We start from the raw sequence: 20,034 nt of genomic DNA on the forward strand, positions 1-20,034 counted from the left end.
CACCTCACACTTTGCCCGTCAGAAGGGGTTTCAAGGACTCCGTCCGAGTAGCGCGAGCGGGCAGTTGGCGGGAGCCGGTCGCAATCACCAGCTCTTGGGCGCGGGTACCTGCCGGCAACGTGCGGGATGGGCGTAGGGCCACCAGGGCAGAGCCTTGGGCATCCACCTGAAAGTCACCACAGTGGAGGAACTCGCCATTATCCAGCTTGAGCCAGAGGGAGTAGCGCTCCCCCGCCACCGGTTGGGGCAGATCCCGTGCGGCCAAGATAACCTCCTGCCAGTCTCCTGGGCGAAACAGCACATTGGCCGTCCCCACCTCCCCCTGCAAATGCACCAGACGGGATCCCGGCTGTTGCAGGAGATGGGATAATGCCCGCACCGATTCTAGCTGGGCCAGTTGCAGAGCTTGCCGCAGTCGCCAGTTGTCCAAGCTGAGCAGAACCAAAATTGCCGCCACCAAGCCTCCCAACCAGCGCCACCCCACCCCAAAAGCAGGCAGTGGAGAGTGAAGGGGGACTGCCATCTCCTGCTCGCGTAAGCCGATAGCCCCCACCTCTGCCATCACCTGGTCGCGCAAGCTGGCAGGCGGGAGTACTCCTGGCAATCCGTAGGGCAACAATTCCAAGGTTTCTTGCAAGGCTTGCAGTTCGGCCACCAGCCGAGGGTCTTGAGTTAGGCGTGCCTCTAGAGCACTCACCTGTTCAGGAGATAAGTCCCCCAGCAGATAGCCGGCCAGTTCTTCCCGTTCCTCTGTTAAAGGGGGCGAGGTGGATAAGGACTCCGTCCCGCCGACGCGAAAGGACTCCGTCCCGCTGACGCGATCAGACATGGCCATCCCGACACCAGAACTCAACTCCAAACCTAGGACTCCGTCCCGCTAACGCGAAAGGACGCGGTCCCGCTAACGCGAGCAGAAACCCAGAAGGGCGCGCAGGGATCCCCGCAATTTGCAGAGAGCTTGGCGAGAGCGGGTCTTAACCGTCCCCAACGGGATCCCCAATTGGCGAGCAATGTCCGCCTGGCTCAACCCTTGGTAATAGAGCAACTCCAGGATCTGCCGCTGGCTTTCGGGCAGTTGGCCGAGGGCCGCTTGCACTGCTTGCCGCCGCTCCTCGATGGAAACCTGCTCAAAAGGGAGCGGGATCTTGCTATGGGACTCCGTTCCGTCAACACGAACGGCGCTGAGAAGGGTTTGCCAGCGTTTCAACAGAAGTTGATGGCTGCCCTGAGAACGCAGACGGTCAATGGCCCGCGAGCGGGTCAGGATGCACAAAAAACTGCTCAGGGATCCCCGCCGCTCGCGCCAGCGGGACGGAGTCCTTGGATCACAGCCAACCTTGCGCCACAGCTCGACAAACACCTCCTGAGTCAGGTCTTCTGCCTCGGCCACGTGGCCCAGGATCTTGAAGGCCAGCCCATAGACCAAGCCGGCATAGCGATCGTAGAGCGCAGCCAGAGCAGCAGGTTGCCCCGCCTTGAGCGCTTCCATCAGCTCCCAATCGGCGCGGGATGACCAATCTCTCACCCGCTCACGCCAGCGGGACGGAGTCCCTGGTTGCTCACCCATGCTACACCCAGTTTCGCCCCACACAACTAGAGGATAAACCTGCCCGATCGCGCCAGCGGGACGGAGTCCTTAAGTCTACCCCCTCAGCCACGACGGGCCGCCCATTCCAGGCTGAGCAAGGCCGTGTTCACCAGCAAGGCCAGGGATCCCACCGCCAGGGATCCGGCCCAGATCTTGTCGTAGCGACCGGCCTGGGCAATGCCATCGAACAGCAGGGTTCCCAGTCCCCCTGCCCCAAACTTGGCGCCCACGGTGGCAATGGCAATGGCCACAATTGCCGCCAGCCGCAGCCCTGCCAAAACAATGGGCAGCATGAGCGGCACCTGCACCTGCCACCACCGTTGCCAGAGGTTCATCCCCATGCCCTTGGCAGCTTCCAGGATGGCAGGCTCGACCGAGCGCAGGCCCACGCAAAAATGGCGCACCAAGATCACCTGCGTGTAGATCACCATCGCCACCACCACCGAGCGGGCATTGAGGCCAAGCCAGGGCACCAACAAAATGATCAAAGCCAGGCTGGGCACTGTGTACAGGATGCTGAGGATCCCCATGACCGGCAGGGCCAACCAGCGCACGTGGTGAACCAGCAGAGCCAGCGGCACCGCCAGCACCACCGCCATGCCCAAGGTCATCCCCACCATCGCCAGATGCTCTTGGGTGAGCTGCCACATCAGGCCGGGGTGGTTGAGGAGATAGCTCACGCGGATCCCCCCTCCAGCATGGCCAAGCTGCGAATGTGATCCAAGGTCAAGACGCCGATGGCCCGCCCGTCCTCCCACACCGTCAGGGCTGCCGCCCCTGTGCGCAACAGCAGGGACAAGGCTTGCCGCAAAGTGGCCTGGGGCCTCACCATCGCTCCCTCTTGGATTTTGTGGTTGTGCGGGATCCCGGCCATCGCCGTTTCCACCCGCAGCACACTCAACTGCCGTACCATGTCATCTGCCCCCAGCAGTTCCCTGACAAAGGGAGTAGCCGGCTGGGTGAGCAGCCGAAAGGGAGTGTCGAACTGCACCACCCGCCCCTTCTGCATCACCAAAATGCGATCCGCCAGGCGCAGCGCCTCTTCCACATCGTGGGAGACGAACAGGATGGTTTTTTTCAATTGCCGTTGCAGGCGCAGGATCTCCTCTTGCAGCTTGCTGCGGGTAATGGCATCGATGGCCCCAAAAGGCTCGTCCATCAGCAGCAGCCCTGGATCCCCGGCCAGGGCCCGCGCCAGCCCCACCCGCTGCTGTTGTCCACCCGACAGTTGGGCAGGGTAGCGGTGGCGGTACTCGTGGGGGGGCAAATTAACCAAGCTGAGCAGCTCGTCCACCCGCTCGCGGATGCGCTCCTTCGGCCACCCCAAAAGTCGCGGCACTACCGCCACATTCTGGGCCACCGTCATGTGGGGAAACAGCCCCGATTGCTGGATAACATAGCCGATCCGCTGCCGCAGAGCCGTGATGGGAAACTGGCGGATATCCCGCCCGTCCAAGCGAATCTGCCCCTGGGTGGGATCCAGCAAGCGATTCACCATTTTCAGAAGGGTGGTTTTGCCGCAGCCAGAAGGCCCCAGGATGACCACCAACTGGCCCGATTCTATGGAAAAACTGCACTCCTCCACAGCCGGCTGGGAACTGTGGGGAAAGCGCAGCGATACCCGCTCGAACTCGACGGTGCTCACCTCAGGGTCTCATGCAACAGGCAAGGTTATTTCTTGAGAATGCCGGCTTCCACCAAGAAAGTTCTGGCCACCTCCGCCGGCTCCTTGCGGTTGCCGCTCACCTCGTAGTTCAACCGCTGCATCACCTCGTCCGTCAGCAGGGGGGAAAGGGCATTTAAGGCAGCGGCAATGCCGGGGTTGGCCTCTAGGGTGTCCTTGCGCACCACCGGCGCCACCTGGTAGGGGGGGAAAAGCTGCTTGTCATCCTCCAGCAGCACCAGGTCAAAGGCGGCAATTTCTCCATCGGTGCCGAAGGCCACTGCCACATCCGCTTCCCCATTGACCAAGCCCTGGTAGCGGAGGCCGGGATCCACTGCTTTGTAGGCCTTGAGCCGGAAATTACCGTAGACGGCTTGGATCCCAGGTAGGCCATCCTCGCGGGCTTGAAACTCTGGCGGCCCGATCATCACCAGCTCGCCCGCTTTGGCCACCATGTCCGAGATGGTGGCGATGCCCAGCTCAGCCGCTCTAGTTCGGGTCATGGCCAGGGCCTGGGTGTTGTTCAGGGGGGCGGGATCCAGCCAAATCAGTTGGAACTGGCTCTCGTACTCGCGGGCCACCGTCGCGTACACCTCTGCCGGGTCGCCGCTGCTGGGCAACTTGAGCACTGTCAGCAGGCCAGTGCCGGTGTACTCGGGGTAGAGATCGATCTCGCCGCTCAACAAGCCCGCATGGGCTACCGGTGTTCCGCCCAGGTTGAGCTTGCGCTCCACCGTGAACCCTGCCGCCTCCAGGGCTAAGGCGTACATTTCCCCCAAAATAAACTGCTCGGTAAAGTCCTTGGAGCCGACGGTAATGGGCTTGGCGAGGCCCCTCTGGGGAGCGAGAACAAGAACCGCCAGCCCCGACAGGGCCAGCAAAGCCAAGCGACGAGTGGTTTTCAGCATAGACAAGGTGAGAAGGGATCCCAGGCTAATGACAAGAGGCCCTGCCGAGAGCGTTCCGGCCTGGGTCAAGAAGTTTCGACTGTTAAGTCACCATTAAACCATTATTTTCCCTGAGCCGTAACTGCAAGAACCAACCGTAGAGATCGCCAGTACGGTCACTGCAAGTTGGTTTGAAATAGCCCAAGTGTAAGGACTCCGTCCGAGTAGCGCGAAAGGACTCCGTCCCGCTGGGGCGATCAGCCTCCGCTGGGGGCCGGGAAAGAGCCTGTTACCGCGCGGATCTTCTGTCGCCGCCCGGCTCGCTCGATCTCCAGCTCCAGGGTGCTGCCCACCTCAGTGCGCTCCACCTCCTGTTGCACCTGATCGGCTGTGGTTACGGCACGACCATTGATGGAGAGAATGACATCCCCAGACCGCAGCCCTGCCCGTTCCGCCGGGGATCCCTGGATGACTTCGCCAATCAGTACACCCTGATCCACCGTTATCAAAATGCGGCTATTGGGATCCTGGTTGAGGCGCTCCTTCAGCTCTGGAGTCAGCGTGAGCATGCGGATGCCCAGGTAGGGGTGATCCACCTTGCCGCGAGTGATCAACTGATTGGCCACCCGCTGGGCCGTCTCAATGGGGATGGCGAAGCCCAACCCTTGCGCTCCCTGGATGATGGCGGTGTTCACCCCGATCACCTCCCCTTGAGCGTTGAGCAGCGGGCCGCCGGAGTTGCCGGGGTTAATGGCCGCATCCGTTTGGATAAAAGATACCCGCTTGTCAGGCACCCGAATCTCCCCGCTGGAACGGCCCAAAGCGCTGATGATCCCAGCCGTAACGGTGTTATCCAAACCCAGGGGGTTGCCGATGGCAATGGCCCACTGGCCCGGCTCCAGGGTTTCCGAGCGCCCCAGCTTCACGGTCGGCAGGTTCTGGGCGTTGATCTTCACCACGGCGATGTCCGTAACCGGATCCGAACCGATTACCTGCCCATCAAAGCTGCGGGTATCCTTGAGCGTCACCGTTACCTTGTCGGATCCCTCGACCACATGGGCATTGGTGATGATCTGGCCGTCTGGGCTGATGATGAACCCAGAGCCGGTTCCCTGCTGTCGCCGCTGCCGAGGGATGGAAGGGATCGCTTGGCCAAAGAAATCCCGGAAAAAGGGATCGCTGAAAAACTCCTCCGGAAAAGGGGCAGGGGCGCGCACCGTCCGCTCCGAATCAATGCGAACCACCGCCGGCCCCACCTTTTGCGCCACATCGGCGATGAAATTCAGGTTCAGTTGGGGCGGGGTTGCCGTCGTCTGGGCAGATACCCCCTTGCCCCCCACTAGAGCCGCTCCCAGCCCAATGCCCAGCAGCACCAGCAGCACTGACGAGAGAAGAGACTTCCAAGTGGAGATGGCAAAAGGCTGGAAAGAGGATTGAGCAGGTTGGGCGGAAGCTTCTGACCCGGGAGAGGGCTGGCCCGGTATGGATGTGCTGCGCTTCATAGCTACAAGAAGAGGGTTGGGATGCTGCAAGACTTCGGCCCCACGCAGGGGAAGAAACCTAGAGCCTAATCTAACATGGACAGCAGGGATCCCAGAGTGGGCAACCCTAGCGTTTTTCCGTACTTCTATCTGGAGCGAAGAGCAGCGGAATCTGCTCACCTGAGGTAGCCCATTTCCATTCAGTTGGCTTTGATCAAGATAGGTAAAAGATAGGTAAGGCCCGAAAGGCTCCCGGTTTTGTCCGGTTTGCAGCTAACGTAGGAATAATGAATGGGGGTAAGACCATGACCAACCCAGCCAGCCGCCTGTTGGCTCCTCTGCTTGGCGGATTGCTCTCAGCGCAGATGGCCGCCCCAGTTTTGGCCCAAATGGGGCCCTTGCCACCACCGCCTGCCGGTGAGGGATGGCGTCCTGTGAATCCTCGCCCCCTTCCCCCTGGCCCTCAACCCCTGCAACCTGGCCAGCCCTTTCAACTGCAAACCACGTTGCTATTGCGCTCTGGGGATCTGATCCAGGCGGTGCATCGCTCCCCAGAAACCCTCTTGATTGCCCCTGGGGAAACCCGTGCCGTCAGCCTCAGCCTGGATACTCCTCTGCGGGACATCTACGGCAACACGGTCGTCCCGGCGGGGGCCGTTTTGGAAGGCCAATTTCAGCCGGTGAGCGGCGGCACCCAGTTTGTTTCGCGGGCTTTGATTTTCAACGGCCAATCCTACCCCCTCTACGCTCAGAGCCAGGTTATCCCGCTGCGCAAGGATCCCCGCCACACTTCCGGGGAAGCGATTGTGCAGGATGCCTTGATCGGGGCAGCCGCAGGAGCGATTTTGGGGGGCCTCTTCGGCGACCGCGTGATCTCGACGGAGAAAGTGCTGGGTGGAGCGGCGGCAGGGGCTGTCATCGGCAATGTAACGGCGCCGGAAGTGGCGGTGATCGACGCCAATGCCAACTTGACTCTGACGGTCACCCAAGATTTTCAGCCCTACCTGCCCTAGCGAGCCCCTGAAAACAGCTCTGGCCAGGGATCCCTTTCTAGGGACTGGCCGTGAGCCGATCCAAAATCTCGTCGTGGGAGAGGCCCTTGCGCACCCATTCCTCGCAGTGGTGCAGCCGCTGAGCCGTGCCGATGAGGAAGCGGTTGAGGTCGGCCCCTAGGGATTCGCAGGTGGTCTGCACGCAGATGAGATCCCGCCCCGAAAGCAAGGAGAAGAGGCTGGCCAGCATTCCCGCCTCCAAATATCCGGCAGGCTCTCGCCGTGCAGAAGGTTCCTCCGGGTTGAAGCTGGCGCGAGCGGCAAGGGCAAACCCGGAATTGCGGATCCCGGCCTGAACCAAGCCGTGGTCGGCGGCGGAAAAATCCAGCTCCAGGCGTCCCCAACCGTGGGTGGCCCAGAGGTCGCTGAGGGCATCCAGGAAGATCCCCATCGGCAATTCCTGCAGCGGCTGCTGGTAGTAGCCGGAAAGCTCGTCTTCAACACGGCGGAAAAACGCCTCTCCCCAATCGCGGCCACAGTTGTAGAGAATGACGCGGGTGGCTTGGCCGGTTTCGTAGCGCAGGCCGGAGTAGAGAGCTTCCAGCAGGGGCATGGGAAAGGCCGCCAAGCGGTATCCTCCGCGGCTGTAGAGCAGTCCGGTGTGGATGTCAGGGCGGATGTAGTGGGCGGGGCTAAAGCAGTGCCCAGGCAAGATCTGGTCTTGCAGAATCTCTTGCAGGGTAGTCATGGCTATCTCACAGGGGGATGGACGGATTTGAGGGCGGCTGGAACTTGGCCTTTTGGAGTGAAGGGATGAATGTCCGGTGGATTGGCAAAACTAGGGAATCCATTGAGGGCGAATGGACTCAGTTAACCAGCATGGATTTGGCCAAAAGCAGATAAGGACGGATCATCTCGCTCTCTTCTGCCCCAAAGATGTAGGTCAGGGAGTCGAGCATTAACTTGTAGGCAGGCTGGCATTGGTCGCGCATCTTGAACGATTTCAGGATCGTCTCCAGCCAGTAGAGCAATTTATCCCTCAGGTAGTCTTCGTCGTTGAGCAGCATAGCCATGCAGCAGTAGCGCCACACCATGCTCAGATCCCGGCGGCAGCGCTCCCAGGCCAGGTGACCATGCTGGCGGGTCAAATTCGGCATCATCGGCTGAAACTTCTCCATCACCCGATCCAGCAACTCTTGTTCTTTGGCCTGGAGAACCTGGTAAAGGCGGACCCGCTTCGGGATCCCTTCCACGTAGGCGTGTAGAGTTTTCAACTCGTCCGGGCGCAGATAGCGGCCTTCGCTTTGTTGCATCAGCTCGGCAACCCTTGAATTCATAGATAGAGCCTCCTTCAGTGGGCTTCACACAAACATTTCCGCCAAGGTGAGAGCCCTCTCCGGCGGAACTGTGGGCAGGTCAACCTCCATCTCAGAAGAAGAAGGGGAAGGAGATTGGGCCTGAGAAGTTGCGCAGACAGCTTGTAGCTCTTGCCAGTAGGGGGCAAGCAAACCCTGCTGATCCGCTGGCAGGGATCCCTGAACCACTGCCCGTAGCTGAGCGAGCGCTTGCGGCAACCCTAGGTACTGTTCCATCGCACCAAGAGTTACCTGCTGCACAGGGGTGGGATCCCCCAGCAACAGACTCAGGCCCAGGGAGCGCAAACAAAAGGCCAATTGACGAGCCAAGAGGCGCTGAGCCGGGGTTAGAGAAGGTTCTGCCCCCTCTCTGGCGGGATTGCTGCTGGGCAACGCTGTCGCGACGGGGGTTGGCCCCTGCTGTTGCAAAACCTTTTGGATCCAGGTCAGCTCTTGCTGTTGTAAGACTTGGTAGAGCTCCAGCCGTTCTTCAAAAGAGAGCGAGTAACGAATCAGGTCTTGCAGATCGTCGGGTGTTAGGTAACCCCCTTCTCGATCGGCAATGCGCTCCGGCCAAGAGTGAAGGTCATCCATGGGTGAAGTCTCCTTAAAAACAGAGGGCAAAACAAAACCGAGATCCCTGAACAAACCAGAGCTAGAGCAAAGCTCCGCCAAACAAAGCGGCAAAATCCTCAAGAGTAAAGGGATCCTCCGCTAGCAATTCCGGCACCGGCTCCACCCATGGGCGGATGCCCGACCAATTGAAGCCGGCAAAAAACTGTCCCACCGATTGGGCAAAGAGCATGGGGGACTGCGGCGGCGGCTCTTGAGCAAAGGGAGCCTTGGCCGGGGGTCGGTTATCCCAGTTCAACCCCTGCAAAAAGACCGCCAGCGGCTGGGTTAAGTCCAGATCGGTGTCTAAGTTGAAGGTGACCATGGGCGTTTCTCCAAAGTGTCGAGGGATCCCAGAGAGCCTTCAAAAGCCACAAGCAAGCCTCACAACTGGTGCAAACGCTGCTCGATCTCGCGGGCGCTGGCCCCTTCGGTGATCCAAAAATTGGCGGCATCAATGCGTTCTTGCCCGCCCAACAGGAACTTGCAGTAGGTTTCCCCCATGGCGTAGCACTGGATCTCGATGCAGGCCAGCTCGCGGGAAGTCATAGCGGTGAAAAACCCGGCAAATAGCCCGGCATAGAGATGACAAACCGGCTTGCCCACATCCCCAAGGGTGCGAGCCACCATCGAGTCAAACAAGTTGATAAACAGGAAGCCTTTTTGTTTGGATTCGGTTTCCACCTCCCACTTGCCCCAGCCCTGAGCCGTAAAAGGCCACCACCAAGTCTCCAGCAAAAACAAAAGGTTGGACTGTTTTACGCCAATCCCATACTCCCGCTCGTACCACTCGGAGAAGTGCTTGGCATCGCGGATGCCCCAATCTCTGCCAATGGTGTACATCACCGCCGCCGAAGCATCTCCCACTTCCCGTTCCAGGCCTGTTTGCAAGCCCACAATAAAGTCTTCGCTCAACAGCAGATTTTGGGTGTTGTTCCAATCGATAATCGTGCCCTGATCTCGGTTGAAGCGGAAGAAATCGCGGTAACTGTAGTGGGCATGCTTGTCGCGGCCCACAGGCAGGGTGACTGCAGGACGGGGATCCGGTCGAGATGTGGTGGCCATGGCGCTCTCCTGATAAAAAATGGATAATTCTAGATTGCAAAGCAACAGGATTTGGTGGGATTTGTAGGGATCAACTGGGCCAGACAATGCCAATGAGTCAACAAAATGAATGGCTAAGCATTCGATAAACTTGGTCAGCTATCTGAGGGATCCAACATTGTTCAATCTTGGTTGATTGTCTATAAGACAATGCCCGCTGAGCCCAAGGGATCCCTGAATATCGACAATCCATCAAACTTCCCGAGTTTGGGCCAGCGTATTGCCAATGATGCGGAAGTCCTCATTTTCTAGCTGCTTAACAGTAGAGCGAGTGATGATCTTGCCCTGCTCCACCAAAACCTTCCCCGTCCGTGGGTGCAGCAGGTCTTGTTCGGCCCGCCGACCGATGAGCACTTCGATATCCCTCAGCGAGTTCACGTACATCCCCGGCGGCAGCTCCACCACCACGCCATCGGAAACCACCCGCGCCTGACAGGCCAGCCGGGAATTGCTGCGGGCGCTGGTAATGGTCTCCAGAGTCTTGGCCTCGCGGGGGGTGATGGGAGTGAGGCTTTCCATTCCCTCTTTGACGTAAACATGACAGGTGGCGCAGAGGCCGCGACCGTTACATTCCCGCGAAACCTGCAGCTCCTCCGACAAAATGGCCGACAGCAGATTGCTGTAGGTATCGACCTCCGAGACACGAGATAAAGGCTCTAGCCGGATTTGTTTAACCATAGATGGGATCCAAACGCTAAGGGCAGGCAAGAAACCCCGGCGGGCAAGATCTACTGCAAAAGCAACGCAAACAAATCACAACAATTAACTCCCTTCCCCTGCAGCCCCCTTGCAGGTCTACAGCAACACCTGAGTCCCCAGTCAATCAAACCAGAGCACTTCAAATGATGAGCCCTGCACCTGTGACCCTGGGAGAGGCTGCATTCTTTACTTAACTTATATTTATTCTGGATCTGGAGCAGGTTATTCTGGATGGAAGTGTCATAATACTTAACTACGAATAAACACGGAATTTTTTTTATCGGCTAGAAAGTTACAAAGTGAAATCACGTAAATTGGAGAAAATGACAATCCTTTCGTAAATATTTATCGCAGATCTCCCCCGGTCGTTCTGTCGGCAAGGTAAATCTTAAGTAGAACCTTCACGGTCTTTTATTGGCAATTTTGTTACAGAAGGATGTGCTGAAGTTTGCCGTAAAAGCGTATTGAGCCATTCGCTACTCTCTTGGCCATTTCTTTAAAGTAGCCCCTCGTTTTGTCTGTTTTTGTCAGTTCTGTCGATTGGGAGCTATTGCCATGGAACCACGCCAGCGGGATCCGCAAACGTTGCAAAACCTGTTGCGGGCTGCCTATCAGCAGCTTTTGGAACGCCAGCCCTACCAGCACGAGAAAGCGGGAGAACTGGAGAAAATCGAGCAGGACTTCTTGCGGGGGCGGATCGGGATTAAGCGCTTGGTTCGCCAGATTGGGGGATCCCGTCTTTATCAGCGGCTGTTTTTCAGTGCCGGCTGCAACACCCGCTGTGTAGAGCAGGGCTTCAAGCACTTTTTGGGACGGGCCCCGGCCAGCAAGGAGGAGGTGGCCGCCTACCACGACATTTTGGTGCACCAGGGCTTGCAGGCCATGGTCAATGCCTTTATCGACTCGGAGGAGTACCGCCACCAGTTCGGCAACGACCATCTGCCCCACCCCCGCCAACGGCTGAGCGGCCACCCACCTTTGGCCTACTTGCTGACAAACCAAATGCACCGGCGCCATGAGCTGGGGATGCAGGGATCCCCGCTTTTGCACAGTTTGGCGGCGATGGAAGTGGGGATCCCTTAGGCAGTGGGGCCGGGGAGGAAGTCGAGGGTATAGGCTTGGCGAACCTCCAGACCCGCTGCGCCGATCCCCAGGGCCACCATCTCCTGAAAGTAGGTTTGCCAGCGCTGGTGGGTCATGGCGCCGATCCCCAGCGTGGCGGCATCTCCACTGGTGAGAAGGCCGTAGTCTTTTAGGGCTTGGTGGGCGTAGGCCAGGAGGGCCTCGCTCATGTTGGGGTTGTCTTGGCGGATGAGGCGATTGCCGGGGCGGGGATCCTCTAGGTAGCTCTGCCAGCCCTGGATGGAGGCAGCTACAAATTTTCGCACCTGCTCCGGGTGCTGTTCGGCAAAGGGGCGGGTGGTCTCCAGGGTGGTGGCGTAGGGGGAATAGCCGTAGTCGGCCAGCAGAAAAACGACGGGATCAAAGCCCCCCTCCTGGCGCACGCGGAAGGGCTCGGAGGTCACATAGCCCTGCTGGGCAGAAGACTTGTCCAGCAAGAAGGGCGTGAGGCTGAGGTTGTAGGGGCGCTTCTGCTCGTCGGTAAAGCCAAATTTGGCCCGCAAAAAAGGCCAGTAGGTGAGGTTGGCCCCCGGTGACACCCAGATGGGCTTGCCCCGCAGGTCTTCCAGGCGCTCGATGCCCACCCCTGGATGGGCCAAGAGACACTGGGGATCCTTCTGGAAAAAGGCGGCCACGGTGAGAACAGGGATCCCAGCTTGCAGAGCCGCCAGAGCGTCGGGGCTGCCGCCGAGCACAAAATCTGCCGCTCCCCCGGCTAGCAGTTGCAGCACGTTAACCGCCGTTCCCCCCATGCGGATTTCCACCTGCAGACCGTAGTCGGCGTAGATGCCGGTGGCCAGGGCTTGGTAAAAGCCGCCGTGTTCGGCCTGGGCGTACCAGTTGGTGACCAGTCGCAAGGGCCGGGATCTGGCCGAAGAGGGGCGGGAGCTCGCTCCTACTGCTAGCAGAGCAGCTCCACTGGCCAAAAAACGCCGACGCGGCCAAGGCTCTGGAGTTACACCGGACATAGGCAGGGATCCTCAGGCGGCCACGCTTTCAGTATCTCGCAAGTAGACCAGTTTTTCCTCAGGCTGGCCACCCCTTGGAAGAGGAGCTGTTGGGAGGCGTCTTCGATTTATATTTGCAAAGCAAGCGGGATCCCCTTCTTACAAGGGGCAAGATCGACATTCCAAGGGGTAGGGCATGGGCAAGGTGTATCTAGTGGGGGCAGGGCTGGGCGGGCGGGCGGGCCTGACGCAGGGAGCACTGGAGATCCTACGGCAGGCTGAGGCTATCTGGATCGACGAGCTGGTGGATGAGCGCTTGTTGGCAGAGTTGCCGCCGCAGGCGCAGGTGTGGCGACGCTCTGGGCCAGGAAGCCTCCAGGAGGGCATCCACTGGCTCATCCAGCGCTGCCGAGAAGGCAAACAGGTGGTTCACCTTAAGTCGGGGGATCCGCTGATTTTTGGCCGCGCCCGCGAAGAGATCCAAGCCCTCAGGGAGGCGGGCTGTCCGTTTGAGATTTGGCCGGGGCTGTCTTCGGCGCTGGCTGGCCCCCTCTGGGCAGGGATCCCCCTGACCGATAAGCACTTAAGCCGCGTTTTTGCCGTGCTGACTGCCCACGATCTAGAGGCCTTGCCCTGGAGCGCCCTGGCCCAGTTGGATACTTTGGTGATTTTGATGGGATCCCGGCAGCGACAGCACATTGGCGCACGGCTGGTGGAGTCTGGGATCCCGGCAGACCGACGGGTGGCCTTGATCTGGGGGGCGGGGCAAGCAGAGCAGCAGGTGTGGGTAGGCACCTTGGCGGAGCTGCAGCAGGGGGAGAGTCAGGCAAAGTTGCCGGGCCTACTGGTGGTTGGGGAGGTGGTGCGGCTGCGGCAGGACTTTTTGCCGGGGATCCCACCCTTGCCGCCACCGGCTCCTTTGGCAGGCAAGACGGTGCTGGTTACCCGTTCTGAGGGGCAATCACCAGCTTTTTGTGAGTTGCTGCAGGCCCAGGGAGCGCGGGTGCTGGAAATGCCCACCCTGGTGATCCAGCCGCCCACGAGCTGGGATCCCTTGGATACAGCCATTGCCAACCTGGAACAATTCGACTGGCTGCTGCTGACCTCTGCCAATGGAGTGCAGGCTTTCTTTGAGCGGCTGCAGCGGCAGGGGCGAGATAGCCGAGCACTCCACTCCCTGCAAGTGGCGGTGGTGGGATCCAAAACCGCTTCCGTGCTGGCCCAGTACGGCATTCGCCCGGATCTGATGCCCTCCGAGTTTGTGGCCGAAGCCCTGCTACCCATTTGGCCACAGCCAGTGCAGGGGCAGCGCATCCTCTTTCCCCGCGTTGAGTCAGGAGGGCGGGAGGAGCTGGTACAGGGGTTGCGGCAGCGAGGAGCAGAGGTGGTGGAGGTGGCCGCCTATCAGTCCGCCTGTCCGGCGACAGCGGATCCCCAAGTCCTGGAAGCTCTTAAAGCCCACCAGGTGGACATCCTCACCTTTGCCAGCTCCAAGACAGTACAGCATTTTGCCCACTTGATCCAGCAGGCAGGGCTAGGCCCTGAGATCTGGGATCCACCCGTGCAGATTGCCGCCATTGGCCCCAAGACGGCCGCAACCTGCAAGGCTGCATTTGGTCGAGTGGACATCGCAGCCCAGGAGTATACTTTGGAAGGATTGGTGGAAGCCCTCATCCAAGCGACCAACCGTTCTACCTAGCCTTTTCAGGCCGTTCGCGGTAGCGGTGCAGAGTACCCAGGTGCTCCTCATAGTGAGCCCCCATCAGCCAAACGGAACTCTCCTGGCCCGGCATCCCAATAGATACACCCAGACACCATGTGGCAGACGGCCAAGCTCTACGAAGACATTCTTTACGAAAAAACGGATGGCATTGCCAAGATCACCATCAACCGTCCCCACAAGCGCAACGCCTTCCGCCCCAAGACCATTGCCGAGCTGATTGATGCGTTTGCCGATGTGCGAGAGGATCCCAGGATTGGAGTAGTGCTCTTAACAGGCGCCGGGCCCCATACCGATGGGAAGTATGCCTTCTGCGCCGGCGGGGATCAAAGCGTACGGGGCGAGGCCGGTTACCTGGATGAGGCCGGGATCCCTCGTCTCAATGTGCTGGATCTGCAGCGCATCATCCGCTCTTTGCCCAAGGTGGTGATTGCCCTAGTGGCAGGCTACGCCATTGGGGGTGGCCATGTTTTGCATCTCATCTGCGACCTGACCATTGCCGCCGATAATGCCATCTTTGGGCAAACCGGCCCTAGGGTGGGCAGCTTCGATGGGGGCTTTGGGGCCGCCTACCTGGCGCGAGTGGTGGGGCAAAAAAAAGCCCGCGAGATTTGGTTCCTCTGCCGCCAATACACCGCAGCCCAAGCCCTGGAGATGGGTCTGGTGAATGCGGTGGTGCCGGTGGAAGAGCTGGAAGCTGAAGGGATCCGCTGGGCGCAAGAGATTCTCCAGCACAGCCCCTTGGCCATCCGCTGCCTCAAAGCCGCCTTCAATGCCGATTGCGATGGGCAGATGGGGCTGCAGGAGCTGGCCGGAGATGCGACGTTGCTGTTCTACATGACCGAGGAAGCTGCTGAGGGCAAACGCGCCTTTTTGGAAAAGCGCCCACCTAACTTTCGCCAGTTTCCCTGGCTGCCATAGTTTGTTTGTTTTCATTAATTCCACTTCCCCGAAGGGAAGCGACTACCCAATCTCTGCTTACGTAGGCCAAGTGATGGGGAGTTTCCATTAATTCCACTTCCCCGAAGGGAAGCGACTGCCTATCTACTCTTTTTACTCCTGCTCTTAGCCTTCCCGTTTCTCTGGTTGGTGGTTACCCTAGATGCGGTTCAAGTTGCTGTTGCAAAGCTCGGATTTTCTCCTAACCTATCTCTTGTGCTGCTGACCCTAGTAATTATTGGGAGTACGATTAATATCCCCCTTTATGAGAGAGTTTCCAAAGTAGCTATGGTACCTGATTTGGATCGATTGTGGACGATGCGCTTCTTTTGAGGTATTCCCTTAAGGCGAATTGAACAGAAAACGATTGTGGCGTTGAATGTCGGGGGTGGTCTGATTCCAACCCTATTGGCCATTTATCAGTTTACCTGTGTTTCGCCAATTTTGATTGTGCTTGTCACGGCTGTGGTGACAATAGTTAGTTATTATTCTGCCCAGGTGGTGCCGGGGATTGGGATTCAAATGAATGCCTTGATTGCTCCCCTAACGGCGGCGATGACTTCTGTGCTATTAACGGCGGGGTCTGATGTTGTGGCAGCACCGATTGCCTTTGCTGGCGGTGTATTGGGAACACTAATTGGGGCTGACCTGTTACACCTGCCCCAAATTGAGCGGATGACTCCAGGCATTCTTAGTATTGGTGGGGCTGGGGTTTTTGATGGTATTGCGCTGTGCGGTTTATTCGCCGTTTTGCTGACTTAGAAATTACTCAGAAATTCCAACAATTCACTTAATTGGTACATTCGGTTGGCTCGTAATTTATTCTGAAAAACGTTCTGAACAACACGACTTATCCCTAAAATTGATCCCCCATTAAGGTGGTTTTTCTACCCACTCATACAGTTCTAAATCCGTTGAGGCGCAGGAGTGACAGCCCCCACACTTCCGCTGTTGTACGGGGCGCACCCGCCCTTTGCGAATTAATACATCCAGGATCGGACGGAGGGCATCGGCATCCATTTGCCAGTGTTGACATAATTTGGTCAACGAAACTTGCCGGTGCGTTTGCAGATAACGTTGTAGGTCTTGCAAGAGCATCCCTTACCTCCCGGAGGGTACCCGCCGCAAACGGGGGCTACTGACGGCACGCAATCCCCACAAAACCCCCAACTGTACCAGCATGAGTCCCAATACCCACAACAGGGAACGTGCGGGGTGTTCATTAAAAGTCATGAACTGGTAATAAAAGGTGGCAACCCAATAGGCCAGCCCGGTTGTCCAACAAGCGATAAACACCGTCCAGCCTAGATTGGTTTCCCGATAAACCGCCGCCGTCGCTGATACACAGGGGAAATACAGCAGGACAAACAGCAGAAACGCAATCGCCGCCGTAGTACTGCCAAAGCGGGAAGCCATCTGCCCAAAGGTAGTCGTCTGCACCCCCAACTCCTCCGCCACTGCCTCCTCATCCCCACTCCTGCGGACTACCCCCATCCCCAGCGGGTCCAGCAACTGCTCCCCTAGGGCGGCAAAATTTTGGGGAATGCTGGCAACTGCTTCCTGGAGACCACCCCACAGGTCAAATGCCGCCGGTGGTTCCCCACTATCTGCCGCTTCCGCCTGCGCCAACTGCCCATAGAGGGAATTCATGGTTCCCACCATCACCTCCTTGGCAAACGTCCCGGTAAATATCCCCACCGTTGCGGGCCAATTCTCCGGTCGCACGCCCATCGGTGCAAATACCGGCGTAATCTGCCGCCCAACCGCACTGAGCAGGGAATCGGTACTGTCCTGTTTCCCAAAGGAACCATCCGTTCCCACCGAATTTAAAAAGCCCAAAATCACCACCATCACGATAATCATCCGCCCCGCTTTGGTAATAAACGCTTGCAACCGTCCCCAGGCGTGGATGGCTACCCCCTTGAGCGTGGGCAAATGGTAGGGCGGCAATTCCATAATGAAGGGAGCCGCTATCCCCTGTAGCAGGGTGCTTTTCATCACCAAACCCGTAAACACCGCCGCCCCAATACCAATCAGGTAAAGCAGAAACACCACATTTTGGGCATTTTTCGGAAAAAACGCCGCCCCAAACAGGGCATACACGGACAGCCGCGCCCCGCAGGACATAAACGGGTTCATCAGAATCGTCATCAACCGATCCCGCCGATTTTCCAGGGTACGGGTCGCCATAATGGCGGGGATATTGCACCCAAACCCCACCAGCATCGGCACAAAGGACTTCCCCGGCAAGCCAATCCACCGCATCAGCCGGTCCATCACAAACGCCGCCCGCGCCAAATACCCGGAATCCTCCAACACTGATAAAAAGACAAACAATAAGCCAATTTGGGGAATGAAGGTCGCCGTCGTTTGAATGCCACCCCCCACCCCGTCCGCCAACAGCCCAATCAACCAGCCGGGTGCATGGAGTTGGGTCAACAGATGCGCCGTGCCCTTCACCGCAATCGTGCCCACCCCTATATCAAAAAAATCCACAAAGGCTCCCCCCACATTCATCGCCACGAAGAACATGAGGTACATCACCCCGAGGAAGATGGGAATCCCCAGCCACCGGTGCAGCACCCAGCGGTCAATCCGATCCGAAAGCGTTTGGCTAACCTGCCCAGCGAAAGTGACCGTCGCCCCCATCACCTCCCGAATCCAGGTGTAACGGACATCGGCAACCAAGAGGTCAATGTCTTCCCCCAAGGTTTGAAAAATCTCCTGCCGATGGGTTTCTAACACCGGTGCAACGTTCGCCCCATCCACCGCTTGCAACCCGTACAGCACCGCCCAAGGGGAACCCAGACCTGCTGTATAGGAAAGTTCGGTAAAGGCTTGCTCGATCACCGGGGGATAAACAGGGCGCACCCCCGCCCCCTGCGGCTGGGTCAATGCCTGCCGGATGACTGCCTTAAGTTCTGCCACCCCCCGCCCCCGATGGGCACACAAAGGCACGACCGGACAGCCCAACCGCTGTTGCAAACCAGCCACGTCAATCCGTATCCCCCGCCCTTCCGCTTGATCCATCATGTTCAGGGCAATTACCAGCGGCACCCCCATTTCCAAAAGCTGGGTCGTCAGGTAAAGATTCCGCTCCAGATTGCTGGCATCCAGGATATTCACCACCAGGTTGGCTTCACCGCTGAGCAGGTAATCCCGTGCCACCTGTTCATCCAGCCCCGTGCCCCCCGCTGCCACATCCAGGGAATAAATCCCCGGCAAATCCACCACCGTCACCGTTTGCCCCTGATCCCGGTAGGTGCCCTCCTTGCGTTCCACCGTCACCCCGGGCCAATTCCCCACCCGTTGGCGCGCCCCCGTCAAGGCATTGAATAGGGTCGTTTTCCCACAGTTGGGATTTCCCAGTAAGGCAATCGTCCGCTTGCTCATTGCCCATCGCTCCCTAAATTTGCTTCTCCCTCCACCGGCACTACCTGTAATGCCGCTGCTTCCCCTTTGCGCAGACTCAGGGCAAACCCCCGCACCTCAATTTCCGTCGGGTCTCCCAAGGGCGCATGGCGTTTCACCTGCAGGATCGTCCCCGGCGTTAAGCCCATCCCCAGCAATTTCCGCTTGTAATCCCCCGCTCCCGGCGCATAGCCCACCACCCGCACCCGACTGCCAATAGTCGCCTCCCCCAAGGTCATCCTGGGCATTGCCGCCTCCCATCGCTCGACACCAATCCGTTCCGCCATACCCGCCCCCAACCCCCACCGCTGACCTTGACATTCCACCAGCACCGACCCGGAATCCAGATGGCTCAGCACCGTCAGCACCGCCCCCTGGGTAATGCCCATGCCCACCAACCGGGGATTGGCATCATCACAATCCACCCGCACCACCCGCACCCGTTCCCCTGCCCGCATTTGAGATAGGGGCATTATTTGCAAATTACCTTCACTAGCAATTCCCGGCTTAGCCCGGCTCACTGCCGCCTCGTTGACATAGGTAAAACCCAGTTTTTGACCGTTATTTCCCGGCTGACTCCCTGAATGTGGCACCAGAACCTCCTTGATTATTAGTGGCGTTTGTAATAACTTTAGACCTGAACATAATAAATATTATTCTCAATTCAATTAAATTAAAACGCAAAGGCAACCCGACGGCGCCCCTGCCTTAAGCAAGTTTTAATGCTCAGGACGCCAAATTGTTATCAAATATTACGGATGGGATGGATTATAACTGGGAGGATTCTTGGGAGCGATTGTTTTGCAAGGTACTGCCAATGCCCTGCAAAATCCCCCGCCCAATCAAGCCCAAACCCCGCCCAATGATCCGGGTGAGCAGATAGGCGCTGGTACGGCCAATGTAATTTGCCACCGCCCGCAGTATGGGTGCCACCGCATCTTGAAACTCCAACCAGAGGGTGACCAGCCAGGGAATGCCCCGGAGTTGGGCCAGTTCCGCCGTGCGCCCCGCATACACCGGGTACAGGACAATCGCCTGGTCTTGGATACGCAAAAGTTGATAACAACTCTCAAAAATCGCCCGGGGTTCGTCCCAGTAGCGTTGCCAGCGGTAGCGTTGGGAAAGTTGGTTGCGGAGCCGTTCGGTTTCCCGGGTAGAGAGCAGGTTGCGGCGATAAAACCGTTGCTTCACCGATTCATGGTGGGGAAAGCAGTTGAGCAGGGGTTGCACCACCCCGTTGGCGACCTGGATCACCAGATTTTCCAGGAGGATGGCGGCGTGGTCGCTGGCGATTTGGCTGTTGGCCGCATACAAGACCCCATCAATGCCCAGGGGCGTTTGAAAGAGATGAAAGCTAAAAAGGTCCTTGACCAGGGGAATTTTGTCTAAAATCAGGGCGCGCACCGTGTCCCGTTGTGCTAGGTCGTGTTGATCTTATGTTAGGATAGAGAGAATAATTTATAGAGGAAAGAGGATGAAGTTGGTTTTTTTAGATGAAAACAAATGGCAGAAGA

Annotated in this window: 21 protein-coding genes and 1 pseudogene; 5 read left to right on the plus strand and 17 right to left on the minus strand. The window is 58.4% G+C overall.

All coding sequences use genetic code 11. The features are described from left to right. Window positions 1-4 precede the first annotated feature (4 nt). From ACVW0C_RS09660 to ACVW0C_RS09685, 6 genes are all read right to left on the minus strand, one after another. A complete protein-coding gene (locus ACVW0C_RS09660) occupies window positions 5-829 on the minus strand; it encodes an anti-sigma factor domain-containing protein (RefSeq protein ID WP_457385149.1) in 825 nt (274 codons plus the stop codon). A 72-nt stretch (window positions 830-901) separates the two neighbouring features. Continuing rightward, the gene (locus ACVW0C_RS09665; RefSeq protein WP_457385150.1) at window positions 902-1,567 is read right to left on the minus strand and encodes a sigma-70 family RNA polymerase sigma factor; all 666 of its coding nucleotides are present in this window, start codon (window positions 1,565-1,567) and stop codon (window positions 902-904) included. Between the two features lie 83 nt (window positions 1,568-1,650). Further along, window positions 1,651-2,268, minus strand: coding sequence for an ABC transporter permease (locus tag ACVW0C_RS09670; RefSeq protein ID WP_414344038.1), 618 nt, complete (start codon window positions 2,266-2,268; stop codon window positions 1,651-1,653). Beyond that, window positions 2,265-3,233, minus strand: coding sequence for an ABC transporter ATP-binding protein (locus ACVW0C_RS09675; protein WP_414344040.1), 969 nt, complete (start codon window positions 3,231-3,233; stop codon window positions 2,265-2,267). The genes ACVW0C_RS09670 and ACVW0C_RS09675 overlap by 4 nt, the downstream gene beginning before the upstream one ends. Before the next feature lie 26 nt (window positions 3,234-3,259). Beyond that, entirely contained in the window at window positions 3,260-4,159 is a 900-nt protein-coding gene (locus tag ACVW0C_RS09680; protein WP_457385174.1) for a glycine betaine ABC transporter substrate-binding protein, read from the minus strand. Between the two features lie 236 nt (window positions 4,160-4,395). Further along, window positions 4,396-5,640, minus strand: a complete 1,245-nt coding sequence (locus tag ACVW0C_RS09685) for an HhoA/HhoB/HtrA family serine endopeptidase (RefSeq protein WP_457385152.1) — start codon at window positions 5,638-5,640, stop codon at window positions 4,396-4,398. A gap of 284 nt (window positions 5,641-5,924) precedes the next feature. Between ACVW0C_RS09685 and ACVW0C_RS09690 the strand changes: the two genes are divergently transcribed. Then, the gene (locus ACVW0C_RS09690) at window positions 5,925-6,632 is read left to right on the plus strand and encodes a hypothetical protein (RefSeq protein WP_414407806.1); all 708 of its coding nucleotides are present in this window, start codon (window positions 5,925-5,927) and stop codon (window positions 6,630-6,632) included. A 37-nt stretch (window positions 6,633-6,669) separates the two neighbouring features. Here ACVW0C_RS09690 and ACVW0C_RS09695 read toward each other — a convergent pair whose 3' ends face one another. The 6 genes from ACVW0C_RS09695 to ACVW0C_RS09720 all read right to left on the minus strand — a co-directional run bounded on the left by ACVW0C_RS09695 (window position 6,670) and on the right by ACVW0C_RS09720 (window position 10,360). Next, window positions 6,670-7,359: a V4R domain-containing protein gene (locus ACVW0C_RS09695; protein ID WP_457385154.1), complete on the minus strand. Its 690-nt coding sequence runs from the start codon at window positions 7,357-7,359 to the stop codon at window positions 6,670-6,672. Window positions 7,360-7,477: 118 nt separating this feature from the next. Continuing rightward, entirely contained in the window at window positions 7,478-7,948 is a 471-nt protein-coding gene (locus tag ACVW0C_RS09700; RefSeq protein WP_414355984.1) for a globin family protein, read from the minus strand. A gap of 24 nt (window positions 7,949-7,972) precedes the next feature. After that, window positions 7,973-8,560 (minus strand): hypothetical protein, encoded by a 588-nt coding sequence (locus tag ACVW0C_RS09705; protein ID WP_457385156.1) that lies wholly within the window; start codon window positions 8,558-8,560, stop codon window positions 7,973-7,975. 61 nt (window positions 8,561-8,621) lie between these two features. Next, window positions 8,622-8,903 carry a hypothetical protein gene (locus ACVW0C_RS09710; RefSeq protein WP_414424582.1) on the minus strand — a complete coding sequence of 94 codons (282 nt, stop codon included), beginning with the start codon at window positions 8,901-8,903 and terminating at the stop codon, window positions 8,622-8,624. A gap of 59 nt (window positions 8,904-8,962) precedes the next feature. Continuing rightward, window positions 8,963-9,643, minus strand: a complete 681-nt coding sequence (locus ACVW0C_RS09715) for a V4R domain-containing protein (protein WP_414331881.1) — start codon at window positions 9,641-9,643, stop codon at window positions 8,963-8,965. Window positions 9,644-9,874: 231 nt separating this feature from the next. Beyond that, the gene (locus ACVW0C_RS09720; protein WP_414331883.1) at window positions 9,875-10,360 is read right to left on the minus strand and encodes a 2Fe-2S iron-sulfur cluster-binding protein; all 486 of its coding nucleotides are present in this window, start codon (window positions 10,358-10,360) and stop codon (window positions 9,875-9,877) included. A gap of 576 nt (window positions 10,361-10,936) precedes the next feature. Between ACVW0C_RS09720 and ACVW0C_RS09725 the strand changes: the two genes are divergently transcribed. Next, on the plus strand, window positions 10,937-11,464 hold the full coding sequence (locus tag ACVW0C_RS09725) for a phycobilisome rod-core linker polypeptide (protein WP_457385158.1): 528 nt from the start codon (window positions 10,937-10,939) through the stop codon (window positions 11,462-11,464). Here ACVW0C_RS09725 and ACVW0C_RS09730 read toward each other — a convergent pair. Continuing rightward, window positions 11,461-12,471, minus strand: coding sequence for an ABC transporter substrate-binding protein (locus ACVW0C_RS09730; RefSeq protein ID WP_457385160.1), 1,011 nt, complete (start codon window positions 12,469-12,471; stop codon window positions 11,461-11,463). The two genes, ACVW0C_RS09725 and ACVW0C_RS09730, sit on opposite strands and share 4 nt — an antisense overlap. A 175-nt stretch (window positions 12,472-12,646) precedes the next feature. On the opposite strand from ACVW0C_RS09730, the gene cobA reads away from it, so the two are divergent. The 3 genes and pseudogenes from cobA (at window position 12,647) to ACVW0C_RS09745 (ending at window position 15,871) form a co-directional block, all read left to right on the plus strand. Then, a complete protein-coding gene (cobA, locus tag ACVW0C_RS09735; RefSeq protein WP_457385162.1) occupies window positions 12,647-14,149 on the plus strand; it encodes a uroporphyrinogen-III C-methyltransferase in 1,503 nt (500 codons plus the stop codon). 117 nt (window positions 14,150-14,266) lie between these two features. After that, a complete protein-coding gene (menB, locus tag ACVW0C_RS09740) occupies window positions 14,267-15,091 on the plus strand; it encodes a 1,4-dihydroxy-2-naphthoyl-CoA synthase (protein ID WP_457385164.1) in 825 nt (274 codons plus the stop codon). Window positions 15,092-15,181: 90 nt separating this feature from the next. After that, window positions 15,182-15,871, plus strand: a pseudogene (locus ACVW0C_RS09745) (DUF1614 domain-containing protein). Between the two features lie 111 nt (window positions 15,872-15,982). Here the strand turns inward: ACVW0C_RS09745 and ACVW0C_RS09750 are convergent. The 4 genes from ACVW0C_RS09750 to ACVW0C_RS09765 form a co-directional block, all read right to left on the minus strand. Further along, a complete protein-coding gene (locus ACVW0C_RS09750) occupies window positions 15,983-16,207 on the minus strand; it encodes a FeoC-like transcriptional regulator (protein WP_457385166.1) in 225 nt (74 codons plus the stop codon). Between the two features lie 3 nt (window positions 16,208-16,210). Then, window positions 16,211-18,502 (minus strand): Fe(2+) transporter permease subunit FeoB, encoded by a 2,292-nt coding sequence (feoB, locus tag ACVW0C_RS09755; protein ID WP_457385168.1) that lies wholly within the window; start codon window positions 18,500-18,502, stop codon window positions 16,211-16,213. Further along, window positions 18,499-18,993: a ferrous iron transport protein A gene (locus ACVW0C_RS09760; protein ID WP_099812437.1), complete on the minus strand. Its 495-nt coding sequence runs from the start codon at window positions 18,991-18,993 to the stop codon at window positions 18,499-18,501. The genes feoB and ACVW0C_RS09760 overlap by 4 nt, the downstream gene beginning before the upstream one ends. A gap of 295 nt (window positions 18,994-19,288) precedes the next feature. Beyond that, entirely contained in the window at window positions 19,289-19,924 is a 636-nt protein-coding gene (locus ACVW0C_RS09765) for a DUF3685 domain-containing protein (protein WP_457385170.1), read from the minus strand. Window positions 19,925-20,034: the final 110 nt, after the last annotated feature.

The organism is Thermostichus sp. OS-CIW-26 (genome assembly GCF_054058395.1).